The following is a 14,032-nucleotide window of genomic DNA, read 5'->3' as shown; positions in this document are numbered from 1 at the left end:
CTTTGTTAAGTGAAAATTAAAATTGGGATTCCATCTCTTCGGCACGCTGTATGGCGGCGCGCATTGACTCCGCCACTGTGTCGCAAAGATGCTGTTGTTTAAATACTTCTATAGCTTGAGCTGTTGCACCACCTTTAGAGGTGACTTGAGCCCTTAGGGTTTCAAGATCAAGCTCTGGATTTTCTATGACCATTTGAGCTGCCCCTAATGCCGATTGCTGCACCAGCAACCGAGCGGTCTGTTCCGTAAAACCTTGTGCTTGTGCTTCTTTTTGCATGGCTTCCATAAACAGGAAGAAGTATGCAGGAGAGCTACCCGCTGCGGCAATAACATTATTGATTTGAGGCTCATCTTCTACCCAACATACCTCACCAACGGCTTTCATTAGCTGGCTAGCGTAGAGTTTATGCTCTTCAGGTACAGAATGTGGTGCAAATAAGCCGCTCATACCAAGCCCAATCAGTGAGGGGGTATTTGGCATAACACGGATGATATCTGCTGGTGTTGCAAGCATCTCGGTAAGCCTTGGCACTGTAATCCCAGCTGCGATAGAGATAATCAGCTTTCCGTTAAGATCCAGCGCTGAAAATGGTGAGATGACTTGTTGCATAAGCTGAGGTTTAACAGATAACACAACAACCTCGGCTGCGGCTACTGCCGCTAGATTGTCTTGGCTGGAATGAATGCCATAGGTCGCAGCTAGGGCATCTCTTTTATCAGGAGAGGGTGCCGTTGCGGTGATGCTCTGTGCTGGATATCCACTGCCTACAAGCCCTGCAATAATAGAGCGAGCCATATTTCCTGCGCCAATAAAGGCAATCGTTCGGTGTTCAATCTGTGCCAACTTGCCAATCCTTGTATCAAAATCAGTTCTGAGGCTGATTATCTTACTATAGAAACGCACGAGTTAACCTAGATTGCCAATAAGTAAAACGCGATTGTAGGTGCTTGATTTGAGGTATATCACAAATGACAACCGATATGTGAACAAGGTGCTCACTTTAGGTATGCAGAATTTGATTAAAACTAAAAGCCAGTTAACATTTTATTTACATCGCATCGAATTCTGAACTTTATGATTCTTATGCGCTTTATAAGCTAGTTTCACTTAGATAGGACGTCACAATATGAAAAAAATGTTAGGAGCGTTACTTGCCATTGCGGTTTCAGGTTCAGCGTTTTCCGATATACCAAAGAGCTTCACGGTAGGTACTGCCTCTCAAGGTGGAACCTATTTTACTTATGGCTCCGGTTGGGCAAATTTAGTCTCCAGTAAGTTAGGTATTCCTGGTGGTGGTGAGGTAACGGGTGGTCCAACACAAAACCTAGCCTTGGTTCATACGGGAGAGCTGGCGTTTGGTTTGACCACAATGGGACCTGCGGCTGAAGCGCTAGCGGGCAAAAGCCCATTAATGCCAGGTATGAAAATGGATCAAGTGCGAGCTATTTTCCCTATGTATCAGACTCCCTTTTCTATCACCACTTTGACTTCGTCTGGTATCACCTCTATTTCTGAAATTCCAAAAGGCGCTAAGATTGGATTTGGTCCCGCGGGCTCTACTTCAGATACCTACTTTCCAAAAATGCTGACCCTGTTAGGCGTTGACTATCAAAAGCGTAATGGTGGGTGGAATGACCTAGTTGGACAACTGCAAGATGGTTTGATTGATGTGATTGCATTTGCTGCAGGTATCCCAATTCCTGCGGTAAGCCAGCTTGAGGTGCAACAAAAGATCAATATCATCTCAATGTCTGATGACGAGATCAAAAAGATCACCGCTGAGTTCCCTGTATCTCAGTTTGAAATCCCAGGTGACACCTATAGCACATTAGGTGGTAAGCCTTCGAACGTGGTTTCAATGTGGAACTTTGCCATAGCTAATGCCTCATTGTCGGACGAATTTGTATATGACGTAGTGAACATTGTTATGGGACAGCACGACGATATGATGCGCATTCATAAATCGGCTAAGACAACCATTCCTGAGAATTACATCCATAACACGACTATTAAGTGGCACCCAGGGGCTGTGAAATGGTTTGAAGAACACGGCTACAAGATCCCTGAAAACCTAAAATAGACCTAATAGAGCCTGTTTAGGCTCATAGCGCTACATAGCCCGTGGATAGTGGGTTGTGTAGCGCTACATTAATTGAAATTGTTAGTCGGCTCTCAGATAAGCCCTTGCGGCTTCCTTTTTTAAGAAGTACTCATGACTGATACTAAATTAGATACCGAACACGTCGATAGAGACATAGTGATGCCAAATCAGCGCATCTTTTATGGCTACAGAAGTGTACTGTTTATTGCTGTTACCATCATTTATGCCTTATTCCACATTATCTGTTTAAATATATACCCTCTTGAGAGTTGGACTTATCGAATCTTGCACGTCACAGGAGCGGTAGGGATTGGCTTCATTCTTTATAGCTCGAAGACCTTTTCTGGTCATGGCTCAGATAGCAAAGTAACTCAAGGTAAACCTTACTTAATCGTAAGTAGTTGTGCGCTGCTATTAGTGCTATACGCTATTTATGCCCTTGGTATGATAAACCTTAAGCTCATGAATGGTGAATTTCCTACCCCAGAATTTGAGAAGCTGCATTTTGGGTATCCGTTAACCGCGGCAACCGTAATTGCTATTGTGGCGGGCTTCTTTCAGCCAAGGCTAAGGCATCACATTTCTATCTCAGATATCTGCTTAGTGTTAGCTATGCTAGCGAGCTCTTATTATCTGCTAATAAATTTAGACACTACCGCACTGCGTATGCGCGCGGGAACTAACTTTGTGACTCAGGGGAATGTGTATGCAGCTCTGAGTGGCATGCTATTACTGCTCGAGCTTACCCGCAGGCTGACCGGAAGTGCGTTAGTTGTGATTATCTTAGCCTTTGTCGGCTATGGATTTGCAGGCCCAATGCTACCTGGCTTTCTTAATCACAATGGATTCCACTTTAATCGACTGATTACCTATCTTTATACTGATAAAGGTATTCTCGGTACCACCACAGCGGTTTCTTCGACCTATATTATTTTGTTTATTATCTTTGCTGCCTTTTTACAGGTATCTAAGGTGGGGGAGTACTTTGTTAACTTCTCCTTTGCTTTGGCGGGCAGAAAGCGCGGCGGACCTGCTAAGGTTGCTATCTTTTCGTCGGGATTGATGGGGACGATTAATGGCACCAGTGCGGGTAACGTAGTTGCAACAGGTTCACTTACTATCCCTTTAATGCAGCGCGTTGGTTACAAACCGAAAGAGGCGGCAAGTATCGAGGCTGCGGCCTCGACGGGTGGCCAAATAATGCCGCCAATTATGGGGGCGGGAGCTTTCATCATGGCGGAGATTACGGGTATCCCGTATACCGAGATCGTGGTTGCAGCTGTGCTACCTGCCATCTTCTATTTTTTCAGTATTTACCTGATGGTGGATACCGTTGCCGCACGTGAAAACATGCTAGGTCTGCCTAAGGATCAGATCCCTAAACTGGGTTTGATCATGCGCCAAGCCTATCTGTTTATGCCGATCCTTATCCTTATTATCGCGCTATTTCTGGGTTATTCGGTGATCCGCTCAGGAAGCCTTGCCATTATTGCCGCCGTTGTTGTGAGTTGGCTGACGCCGCATAAGGTTGGAATACGCAGTATAGGTCGCGCCTTAAATACAGCTTCAGTGATGTCGGTGCAGATCATAACCGTATGTGCTGCTGCTGGGATAATTGTTGGGTGTATCGCGTTGACTGGTATCGGAGCTAGGTTCTCTTCTATGCTATTGGCAGTAGCAGAAAATTCTCAGCTGCTCGCGTTAATGTTTGCTATGTTGATCTCCATCATTCTGGGGATGGGCATGCCAACGACCGCCGCGTATGCAATCGCAGCCTCAGTGGTTGCCCCAGGACTGATTGAGATCGGTATTGAACCGCTGACGGCGCACTTCTTTGTATTCTATTACGCGGTGCTATCAGCCATAACTCCTCCGGTGGCTCTTGCCAGTTATGCGGCGGCGGGTATATCTAACTCTAACCCGATGGAGACATCTATTACCTCGTTTAAGGTCGGGATTGTTGCATTTGCTATCCCATATATGGCCTATTTCAATCCAGTGGTGTTTATGGATGGCAGCTACTTTGAGATAGCCTATACGGTTTTCTTTGGTATTGCGGCTATCTATCTAATGATAGGTAGTATTCAAGGTTGGCTGTTTGGGCGAGCAACTAAGTTGCTAAGATTGGCAGGGTTTGTCTATTCCATTCCAATGATAATGGGCGTCATGCTGTTTGAGATTACAGGCGTTATATTGCTGGTGGCCTTGTATCTGAAAAATCGAAAAAAGGCCGCAGTGGCTGACTTAGCCTAAAGGTTATACAAAAACAAAATGAGCTCCATAAGGAGCTCATTTTTTATATGGGTAGCTAGCTTAGTTTCGCGAGCCGAAGATAGCGGTTCCGATCCTGACCATAGTGCTTCCGGCCTCAATAGCGGCAGGCATATCACCGCTCATCCCCATAGATAAGGTGTCTACCTGGGGGTATAAACACTGCAACTGCTCAAACATAGCGCTAAGCTGTTTGAACGCTTCAAGTTGTTGCTGATGGTCTGCAACCGCCGCTGGGATAGACATTAAGCCACGTAAGGTAAGGTTTGGAAGCTCAGTAATAGCTTGCGCAAGCTCAAGCACCTGCTGCTCATCAACCCCAGACTTGCTCTCTTCGGCACTGGTATTGACCTGAATTAGTACCTGTAGTGGTGGCAGGTCAGTACCCCTTTGTTGGCTTAAACGCTTGGCTATTTTGGTTCGCTCAATGGAGTGAACCCAGTCAAAGTTTTCTGCTATAGGGCGCGTTTTGTTTGATTGTATTGGACCAATAAAGTGCCATTCGATCTCAAACTGGCTATGATGTTCTTGAAAGTATTGGATTTTTTCTACGCCTTCTTGCACGTAGTTTTCACCAAACTGCCTATGACCTGCGCCGAGAGCATCTAATATAGCTTGATTCGGCTTGGTTTTACTCACGGCCAGCAGTTGTACAGATTGGGGTGGTCGCCCAAACTTAAGTTCGTAGTCACGAATCTCATCTTGGATTCGCTCTAAGTTTACTTGGATTGTCTGCATAGTTTTGACTTAACAGGAATTAATATGGATATCACTGAATTACTTCGCTTTAGTGTAAAGCATAATGCGTCAGATCTACATCTATCATCTGGGTTACCGCCTATGATTCGTATAGATGGTGATGTGCGTCGCTTAGAAATCGATGCTTTAAGTGAAACCGAGGTACACAATCTGGTGTTTGACATCATGGATGATGCCCAGCGTAGTGAATTTGAGGCAAAGTTAGAGCTGGATTTTTCCATTGAGTTGGATTCGGTGGGACGGTTTAGGGTTAATGCCTTTCAGCAAAGTAGAGGGGCTTCAGCGGTATTTAGAACCATACCTATGACTATTCCTTCTCTAGAGCAGTTGGATGCACCTGCAATCTTTGAACAGATTGCAAATTATGAAAGAGGTTTGGTGCTGGTTACAGGCCCAACCGGCTCTGGGAAATCGACCACTCTTGCGGCTATGGTGGACCATATCAACCGCAATCAAAATAAGCATATATTGACCATTGAAGACCCAATTGAATTTGTTCACCACAGCGATAAGTGTTTGATCAATCAAAGAGAGGTACATAGAGATACCCATAGCTTTAAAGCGGCCTTGAGGTCTGCATTGCGTGAAGACCCCGATGTCATTTTGGTGGGTGAACTGCGAGATATGGAAACCATTAGCTTAGCGCTAACGGCAGCCGAAACCGGGCATCTGGTGTTTGGTACGTTGCATACCAGTTCAGCGGCAAAGACTATCGATAGGGTTATCGATGTATTTCCGGCAGGAGATAAGAATATGGTGCGCTCGATGATCTCTGAATCATTGAAGGCGGTGATTGCGCAGAAACTGCTAAAGCGTGTTGGTGGAGGGCGAGTGGCATGCCATGAGGTCATGATGGCAAACCCAGCCATACGTAACCTGATCCGTGAGGATAAGGTTGCACAGATGTATTCAGTAATTCAAACCGGTGCAGCGCATGGTATGAAGACCATGGAGCAGTCAGCTCGTGAGATGCTACAAAAGGGTTTGGTCAGCGTTGATGAGGTGAATGCTAAAATAGAGCAAACCTCAGGTATCGGTCTATAAGCTGCCTATGTTGACTAAAATGGATGTTAACGGCGTAGGATCAAGGGATATGTATTATGGAACTGAGTCAAATATTAGAGGCAATGATCGAGCATAAGGCTTCCGATCTTTATATTACGGTTGATTCACCTTGTATGTTTCGAGTTGATGGAGAGTTAATAGCATTTGGGGAGTGCTTACATCAATCTGGAGTGAACGCTTTACTTGATAGCATAATGGACAATGATCGCCGCAAAGAATATCGCAATATTAGAGAGTCTAATTTTGCTATTGAGTCCGGTGAAGGGCGATTTAGGGTAAGTGCTTTTTATCAGCGAGATCTGCCTGGAGCTGTGATACGCCATATTGAGACTGTCATTCCATCCATGGAACAGCTTGGCTTGCCAGATAGCATTAAGCAGCTGGCATTGACAAAAAGAGGCCTAGTGCTGGTGGTGGGAGCGACCGGTTCTGGTAAATCAACCACCCTTGCAGCTATGGTTGGACACAAAAACAATCAGCATAAGGGACATATTCTAACCGTTGAAGATCCAATAGAGTTTGTGCATCAGCATCACTCATGCATTGTTACTCAAAGAGAGGTTGGCTTAGATACAGAAAGCTATGAAATTGCGCTGAAAAATTCTCTGCGCCAAGCACCAGATATGATAGTGATTGGTGAGATAAGAACTGCGGAAACTATGCGCTATGCAATGACCTTTGCTGAGACGGGGCATCTGTGTGTTGCAACCTTGCATGCTAATAATGCCAACCAAGCCTTAGAGCGTATTTTGCATCTAGTACCTAAAGAGCAAAGAGAGCACTTTCTACTGGACTTGTCACTAAACCTAAAGGGAGTCGTAGCCCAGCAATTAATGCGCGACAAACAAGGCCAAGGACGTCATCTAGCCTTAGAGGTATTGCTTGCTACTCCACGGGTTTCAGAGCTGATTCGACAAGGTGAAATCAGCGAAGTGAAGAGCTATATGTCAAAGACACTTAGTGATGGCGTTTGTACCTTTGACCGCTCGCTATTTGATTTAGTTATAGAGGGGAAGGTGAGTGAAGAAGATGCTCTGAGAAGTGCTGATTCTAGTAATGAATTACGCCTAAAACTAAAGAATCACCGAGGCGGTGATTCTACAAGCAGCTTAGATGATATCAGCATTGATATGGGTTAGCCCCATTGCGATTCAAACCAACTCTCTAAAATAATGACGGCTGATTGACAGTCAACATTGCCTTTGGTTAGGGCTTTGTAGCCTCCCATAGAAAACAATTCAGAGCGTGCTTCCGTTGTGGATAGGCGCTCATCGTGTAACTCGACCTTGACCCCAAACATACCATGTAGGCGGTTGGCAAATTTCTTGGCTCTAGGGGCTATGGTGGCAAGATCTTTGCCGTGCAGGTCTGTAGGTAAGCCAACCACGACTAGGTCTGGTTTCCACTCTTTGAGTTGTGCCTCGATATCATTCCAGTTTGGGATACCATCTTTGGCCTTGAACGCCTTTAAGGGAGAGGCGGTGCCGGTTATCTCTTGGCCTATGGCGCTACCAATGCTTTTAGTGCCGTAATCAAATGCCATTATGGTTCTGCTGCTACTCATGCGTGTCCTATCTGGGTGGAAAGTTGAGCAATATCGATACCAAGAGATTGCACGGCACTGTTCCATCGTTCTTGTACTGGGGTGGTAAAAATAATTTCTGGGTCGGCTTTGGTGGTTAGCCATGAATTGTCAGCTAGTTCACTTTCAAGCTGACCGGCTTCCCAACCTGCATAGCCAAGAGCTACCAAGTATTTTTCGGGTTCTTGAGTTGTACCTAACACTTGCAGGATATCCTTGGAGGTGGTCATGGTGATCGTCTCCGTCATATCAATACTAGATTGATATTTGTCTTTGGGATGATGCAGGATGAATCCTCGGTCTTCTGCAACTGGTCCACCATTGTGCACCGGCTGATTCAAGCTATCTTGGGTAAGGGGAAGATCAGAGCAGACCTCAACCTTTTCAAGCATACTTTTGACCGTAATATCGATTGGAGCATTGATTATAATCCCCATTGCACCGTTCTCATTGTGCTCACAAATATAGACAACAGAGCGTTCAAACAATGAGTCTTGCATGCTGGGCATGGCAACTAAGAAGTGATTGGTTAGGTTCATGCTCAGTCTCCGAGGTATTGGCAATCTTAAGTATAGCTACTGGTCACCTTAACAAAGGGGACCAGTCATACTAATCACGCTTGAATATTATGGACGTACGTAACGTTCAATTGCATCCATAAGCTTGCCCGTTATTGAAACGTCAAAGGCGGCTTCAATTTCTCGAATGCAGGTGGGGCTAGTTACATTGATTTCAGTAACTTTATCGCCAATAACATCCAATCCAACAAAGATTAACCCTTTTTGTTTCAGAGTTGGCGCAATCGCGTTGGCGATTTCCCAGTCAGTGTCGGTCAGTGGGCGAGCAACCCCTGTACCGCCAGCAGCAAGATTGCCACGGGTTTCTCCCTCAGCTGGAATGCGCGCTAAACAATATGGCATAGGCTCGCCATCAACAATTAAGATACGCTTGTCACCATTGCTGATATCAGGAACAAAGGTTTGAGCTAAGGCGTAGTTTTGTCCATGGTTGGTTAAGGTTTCAATAATCACCGAAACGTTAGGGTCGTTTTTCTTCACGCGGAAGATAGATGCGCCGCCCATACCATCGAGAGGCTTGAGGATCACATCACCATGCTGCTCCTGGAATGCCTTAATCTTTTCAGCCTTACGGGTAACTATGGTGGTCGGAGTTAGCTCTGCAAACCATGCGGTATAAAGCTTTTCGTTACAGTCACGAAGGCTTTGTGGTTTATTCACTATGAGTGTGCCTTTTTCTTCCGCACGTTCAAGGATGTAGGTTGCATAGATATATTCGGTATCAAACGGTGGATCTTTACGCATTAATACAACATCGAGATCAGAGAGTTCGATGGTTTGCTCAGATAGAATCTCATACCAAGATTCTGGGTTTTGTTCGACCTTAAGGATCTTGGTATCAGCGATAGCAACCCCTTGATCAAGTTGCAGGTCTTGCATCTCCATATAGTGGAGTTCATAGCCACGCTTTTGTGCTTCTAAGAGCATGGCAAAGCTTGAGTCTTTTTTGATATTGATGGATGAGATTGGGTCCATCACGATCCCTAATTTGATCATCTTTCTCTCCTAGCCAAGGTCGCCGAAACGGACTTGCAGTGCGGTAATAGCGGTTAGTGCGGCGGTCTCAGTTCTAAGAACTCGAGGGCCTAAAAGTGTTTGTTCAAAATCGAGCTCACTGGCTCGATCTATCTCATTGTCAGATAGCCCACCTTCTGGACCGATCAACAGTTTAACCTGCTCAACAGGTTGTGGTAGTGAATTAATTGAATAAGGTGCGCGAGGGTGAAGATTGAGCTTAAGCCCTTGATATTCTTCTTTACACCACTCTTCTAGAGGCATAACCGGACGAATTACGGGAACCTTGTTACGCCCACACTGTTCGCAGGCCGAAATAGCGATTTTTTGCCATTGCTGCAGTTTCTTCTCAAAGCGCTTAGCGTCTAGCTTTACACCACAGCGCTCAGAGATAAGAGGAGTAATAGTGTTTACGCCCAGCTCGACAGACTTTTGTATGGTGAACTCCATCTTATCGCCACGAGAAATAACCTGCCCAAGATGGATATCTAAAGGGGATTCGACGTTATTTGTAGTGCGTGAGGTGATCTCTACTGTGACGTTTTTCTTGGTTACGTCGCTTATAGTCGCTGTGTATTCGAATTCTGAGCCATCGAACAACAGGATATCTTGGCCTGGCTGCATGCGAAGTGCTCTACCAATATGACCGGCAGCATCATCAGTGAGCTGAACCTTGGAATCTGATGCTATTGGCGTTGGATGATAAATCCGTGGGATGCGCATTGCTTTTATTTCCTAATCGAATCGAGGTCTAATAAGCTTAATATGGTATCTCATACGCCAAATAACAAGGCTCTAATTAGTGCCTAACCCGATTTATAACCCGCCTTACATTTTTGAGTGACGAATGGGTTATCGTTGCCCTGAATCGACTTAATTAGTTGATTTCGCTTACACTCCCAAGCCGTAACTGGGTGCTGTTTATTCCAGCTATTCATCAAGCGCTTTTGTTGCTTTGATAATCGAACGTGATAGTGGTTTGACATATAGAGGTAAGCCCTTGCTATAGCGCCTCTTGCTTGCTGTGGAGCCATCACTTTATCGTGTTTAAAGTTCACATACATATGGCATTGGCCATAGGTAACATCGGCAGTGGATGGATGCCATTGATTGAAAGAGTAATTAGATCTGTCACCATTGACCTCACCGACAGAGGGGACAAGGTTATGCAAATCCGCTTCCATCACCTTGTATACGGGGTCGTGTCTGGTGCAGTTCTTACGACCACCGTCTTGCCAGCATTGACGTTGTTTCCCAAGATGTGCTGCCGGTACTATGTGCTCCCATTCAATGCGATTTGCACGCTTAGGCTGTTTGCGGACCTTGTAGCCACAACTGCTTAAATCAGGAGTGCCTTTTTTACCGTGCCACTGGATATGACAACCACAATAAAAACTCTCGGGGTGCTGTTTAAATATGGATACGGCTAGACGCTTTGATTGCGAGAAAGAGTGAGGTGCAGCGACTGCGGTGACGGAGAATAGGGCTGTCACAAGCCACAAAAATCGAGACAAAATATTATTACTGCTAAAAATTAAGCGCGCATGATATCGCCTATTTGATAGCGATGCTAGAGGCTTTTATGACAGCTGTTTACCAGTAAAAAGCAGTTTATTTCCGCACAGTTTACAGGTATAGGCGCTGTGGTTGCGGACTACCTTGTTGTGTCTGCGAATAGACAATGGATAGTAGTTACAGCCACAGTGGTACTCAAAGGTCTTGCCTTGTACTGATTTAACATCCATTGAGTGGGTTCGCTTAGCGGGAATGTTGAATACACGCTCCATGGTGTATTGCCATTCTTTTCCGTGTGGGCGAACTCGACCAAAGACCTGAAAGGTAATTAGATGTGCTAACTCATGGGCTAGCACTTCATCGATAAATGCAGTGGGGTTTTCTTGGGCGAGAACCATATTTAGCTTGATAATATTGAGCTGCAATAGAGCTTGCCCTGCCGCTTTACCCCGCAGGTTGAATTGAAGTTGTGGCGTTGAAAAGGTGCGTTCAAAGTGCTGATTAGCAGTATTGATCAGTGATTTCAGTTTGGTATCGATTTGCTGCTGGAAGCTGTTCATTGAGTAACAAGGTTTGGATTATTAAGCAGAGTGTATCGCTATGTGTAACATAAAAAAAGCGGACTATTCAGCCCGCTACAGTTAATTAGGTGAGAAGTTTATCGCTTTTTACTCAATGGGTGTTTCTTTTACGGAGTGTTTCTTTTGAATGGTAGCGTGATAGGCGTGCCATGTACCATAACCAAGCATAGGCATAGTGACTATCATCCCGATTCCGTAGCTAGCAAATCCAATCAGTACCCCTCCGCAGATAATCGCTGCCCACACTCCCATTGCCATAGGGTTCTTTCTAACGGCATTAAAACTGGTAAATACTGCGGTCATAACATCGACACGGCGTTCAAGCATCAAGGGAATAGAAAATACAGAGATACTAAACACGAGGTTGGCAAGAATGAAGCCAGCAATTGAACCGGTAATTAAAAATGGTGCAAACTCTATGATGCTAGCATTTGCTACCGATGGATATAGCGCATGTAGCAAAGCGGCGATTCTCATCCATAGAATCATGGTAACTACAAGGATGACGGCAAATGCCCACTGAGAGGTGGAATTTCGGGTTATCGCTTTCATTGAGTGTACTAGGTTGGGCTGTTTGCCCTTCTCTCTAGACCAACTAACGTCATATAAGCCGAGAGCTAAGAAGGGGCCTATCAGCATAAAGACGATTAAAGCCGGTAGAACAACTAAGTGTGAATGAACCCCTTGCAGGTTTATTAACCCCACAATCGCCGCCGCCGCAACGGCAAAACATAGTCCGTAAACTAAGCTGATGAAGGGAGCGCGAAGCATATCGTTGAGCCCCAAGGCGAGCCATTGGAAAGGGTCGCTAATACTGATTTTATTGCATGGTATGGTCTTCGCGTATTCGCTATCGCTGATACGTTCAGACGCTTGAAAGTCATTTTCATTAAATGTACGAGGCATTGTATCCTCCTGTCTCTGTCCCGTAATTACGTCGGTTAGGATGAAGTAGCGCACTTCTTAGTCCCTGAACCTCGTAGAAACTGCCTCCTTAAACTTTTTCATCGTTCCTGATGCCCTGCAAAAGTTGACTGGCTTAACAGTTTGTTCAGCTATAACTATTGTCTTAGATACCATCAATTACAAATTTTGGGTGTAATTAGTTCACGCTCACTTTATTTCAGGCATAAAAAAACCTCAGCAAGGCTGAGGTTTTAGTAAACAGAGTTCGAGGCGGTTATTTAATACCCGCAAAATCTTTAAGAATATCGGCTTTGTCTGTCGCTTCCCATGGGAATTCGTTGCGACCAAAGTGACCGTATGCTGCGGTCTTCTTATAGATTGGTTGAAGTAGATTTAGCATCTCTTGCAGGCCATATGGGCGTAGGTCGAAGTTTTGACGTACTGCTTCGATGATGATCTGATGTGATACTTTTTCAGTGCCAAAGGTTTCAATCATAATAGACGTTGGATCGGCAACACCAATTGCGTAAGAAAGTTGAATCTCACAACGGTCAGCCAGACCAGCAGCAACGATGTTCTTCGCTACATAACGTGCAGCGTAAGCAGCACTGCGGTCTACTTTAGATGGATCTTTACCAGAGAATGCACCGCCACCGTGACGTGCTGCGCCGCCGTAGGTATCTACGATAATCTTACGACCAGTTAGACCACAGTCACCCATAGGACCACCAATTACAAAGCGACCGGTTGGGTTAATAAAGAATTTGGTTTCTTTATTTAGCCACTCCGTTGGAAGTACTGGTTTGATAATGGTTTCCATTACAGCTTCACGAAGCTCAGGAGTAGAGATGTCATCGCTATGTTGGGTAGATAGAACGACTGCATCAATACCGACAATCTTACCTTGGTCGTATTGGAAAGTTACCTGAGATTTAGCATCAGGACGTAACCAAGGAAGTGTACCGTTCTTACGCACTTCGGCTTGCTTCTCAACTAATCGGTGAGAATAAGTGATTGGTGCCGGCATTAATACATCGGTTTCGTTGGTTGCATAACCAAACATAATACCCTGGTCACCAGCGCCCTGATCTTTAGGGTCTGCTTTATCAACACCTTGGTTGATATCTGGCGATTGTTTACCAATGGTATTTAGAATCGCGCAAGAATCGGCATCAAAGCCCATATCTGAGTGAACGTAACCGATTTCACGTACGGTTTGACGTGTAAGCTCTTCAATATCGACCCATGCAGAAGTGGTAACTTCACCACCAACCATGACCATGCCGGTTTTTACATATGTTTCACACGCTACGCGTGCCTTAGGGTCTTGCTCAATAATTGCATCTAGAACCGCATCAGAGATTTGGTCTGCAATTTTGTCAGGATGTCCCTCAGAAACCGACTCAGAGGTAAACAGGTGCTTAGCCATAGATGGGCTCCCTTCTATTTAGTTGATAAAAGATGCATTGGCATCCCTTAAGATGATTGTTAAGTAGATGTTTCTACTTCTGGACGTCTATTCTAAATTTGAATGACCGAAATACAAGCTTTATTTGCATATAAAAGTGAGTTAAATGCTCACTTTGTCAGTCGTTGGGCTGTAAAGCGTAAATAAAAGTCGTTGTAGGCACAAAAATAGATAGTAGCGCTTGAATGATG

Annotated in this window: 14 protein-coding genes; 4 read left to right on the top strand and 10 right to left on the bottom strand. The window is 45.0% G+C overall.

Features of this window, described 5'->3' with window-relative positions; translation table 11 throughout:
• Nucleotides 1-16 precede the first annotated feature (16 nt).
• On the bottom strand, nt 17-835 hold the full coding sequence (gene proC, locus OCU28_RS09775) for a pyrroline-5-carboxylate reductase (protein WP_261817475.1): 819 nt from the start codon (nt 833-835) through the stop codon (nt 17-19).
• 292 nt (nt 836-1,127) lie between these two features.
• Here proC and OCU28_RS09770 point away from each other — a divergent pair, with 292 nt between their 5' ends.
• A complete protein-coding gene (locus OCU28_RS09770; RefSeq protein ID WP_261816013.1) occupies nt 1,128-2,081 on the top strand; it encodes a TAXI family TRAP transporter solute-binding subunit in 954 nt (317 codons plus the stop codon).
• Nucleotides 2,082-2,213: 132 nt separating this feature from the next.
• On the top strand, nt 2,214-4,355 hold the full coding sequence (locus OCU28_RS09765) for a TRAP transporter permease (protein ID WP_261816012.1): 2,142 nt from the start codon (nt 2,214-2,216) through the stop codon (nt 4,353-4,355).
• A 60-nt stretch (nt 4,356-4,415) separates the two neighbouring features.
• Here the strand turns inward: OCU28_RS09765 and OCU28_RS09760 are convergent, their stop codons facing one another.
• On the bottom strand, nt 4,416-5,111 hold the full coding sequence (locus tag OCU28_RS09760; protein WP_261816011.1) for a YggS family pyridoxal phosphate-dependent enzyme: 696 nt from the start codon (nt 5,109-5,111) through the stop codon (nt 4,416-4,418).
• A gap of 24 nt (nt 5,112-5,135) precedes the next feature.
• On the opposite strand from OCU28_RS09760, the gene OCU28_RS09755 reads away from it, so the two are divergent.
• Nucleotides 5,136-6,176 carry a type IV pilus twitching motility protein PilT gene (locus tag OCU28_RS09755; RefSeq protein WP_261816010.1) on the top strand — a complete coding sequence of 347 codons (1,041 nt, stop codon included), beginning with the start codon at nt 5,136-5,138 and terminating at the stop codon, nt 6,174-6,176.
• A 53-nt stretch (nt 6,177-6,229) separates the two neighbouring features.
• The gene (locus tag OCU28_RS09750) at nt 6,230-7,336 is read left to right on the top strand and encodes a PilT/PilU family type 4a pilus ATPase (protein WP_449356374.1); all 1,107 of its coding nucleotides are present in this window, start codon (nt 6,230-6,232) and stop codon (nt 7,334-7,336) included.
• Here the strand turns inward: OCU28_RS09750 and ruvX are convergent.
• From ruvX to metK, 8 genes are all read right to left on the bottom strand, one after another.
• On the bottom strand, nt 7,333-7,761 hold the full coding sequence (gene ruvX / locus OCU28_RS09745; protein WP_261816008.1) for a Holliday junction resolvase RuvX: 429 nt from the start codon (nt 7,759-7,761) through the stop codon (nt 7,333-7,335). The genes OCU28_RS09750 and ruvX overlap by 4 nt on opposite strands.
• Complete coding sequence (locus OCU28_RS09740; protein ID WP_261816007.1) at nt 7,758-8,318, bottom strand: YqgE/AlgH family protein; 561 nt, start codon at nt 8,316-8,318, stop codon at nt 7,758-7,760. Before OCU28_RS09740 ends, ruvX begins: the two co-directional genes overlap by 4 nt.
• Before the next feature lie 87 nt (nt 8,319-8,405).
• Nucleotides 8,406-9,353 carry a glutathione synthase gene (gshB, locus tag OCU28_RS09735; RefSeq protein WP_261816006.1) on the bottom strand — a complete coding sequence of 316 codons (948 nt, stop codon included), beginning with the start codon at nt 9,351-9,353 and terminating at the stop codon, nt 8,406-8,408.
• A gap of 9 nt (nt 9,354-9,362) precedes the next feature.
• Nucleotides 9,363-10,094: a 16S rRNA (uracil(1498)-N(3))-methyltransferase gene (rsmE, locus tag OCU28_RS09730; protein ID WP_261816005.1), complete on the bottom strand. Its 732-nt coding sequence runs from the start codon at nt 10,092-10,094 to the stop codon at nt 9,363-9,365.
• Nucleotides 10,095-10,177: 83 nt separating this feature from the next.
• Nucleotides 10,178-10,885 carry an endonuclease gene (locus tag OCU28_RS09725; protein ID WP_261816004.1) on the bottom strand — a complete coding sequence of 236 codons (708 nt, stop codon included), beginning with the start codon at nt 10,883-10,885 and terminating at the stop codon, nt 10,178-10,180.
• Nucleotides 10,886-10,951: 66 nt separating this feature from the next.
• Complete coding sequence (locus OCU28_RS09720) at nt 10,952-11,446, bottom strand: SprT family zinc-dependent metalloprotease (protein WP_261816003.1); 495 nt, start codon at nt 11,444-11,446, stop codon at nt 10,952-10,954.
• Between the two features lie 108 nt (nt 11,447-11,554).
• Nucleotides 11,555-12,373, bottom strand: coding sequence for a DUF2189 domain-containing protein (locus OCU28_RS09715; RefSeq protein WP_261816002.1), 819 nt, complete (start codon nt 12,371-12,373; stop codon nt 11,555-11,557).
• Between the two features lie 274 nt (nt 12,374-12,647).
• On the bottom strand, nt 12,648-13,802 hold the full coding sequence (gene metK / locus OCU28_RS09710) for a methionine adenosyltransferase (protein WP_261816001.1): 1,155 nt from the start codon (nt 13,800-13,802) through the stop codon (nt 12,648-12,650).
• Nucleotides 13,803-14,032 lie beyond the last annotated feature (230 nt).

Origin of the sequence: Vibrio gallicus (assembly GCF_024346875.1) — a bacterium.
Classification (GTDB): domain Bacteria; phylum Pseudomonadota; class Gammaproteobacteria; order Enterobacterales; family Vibrionaceae; genus Vibrio; species Vibrio gallicus.
Note: the sequence above shows the minus strand (reverse complement) of the source record. Positions and strands in the feature narration are given on the sequence as shown.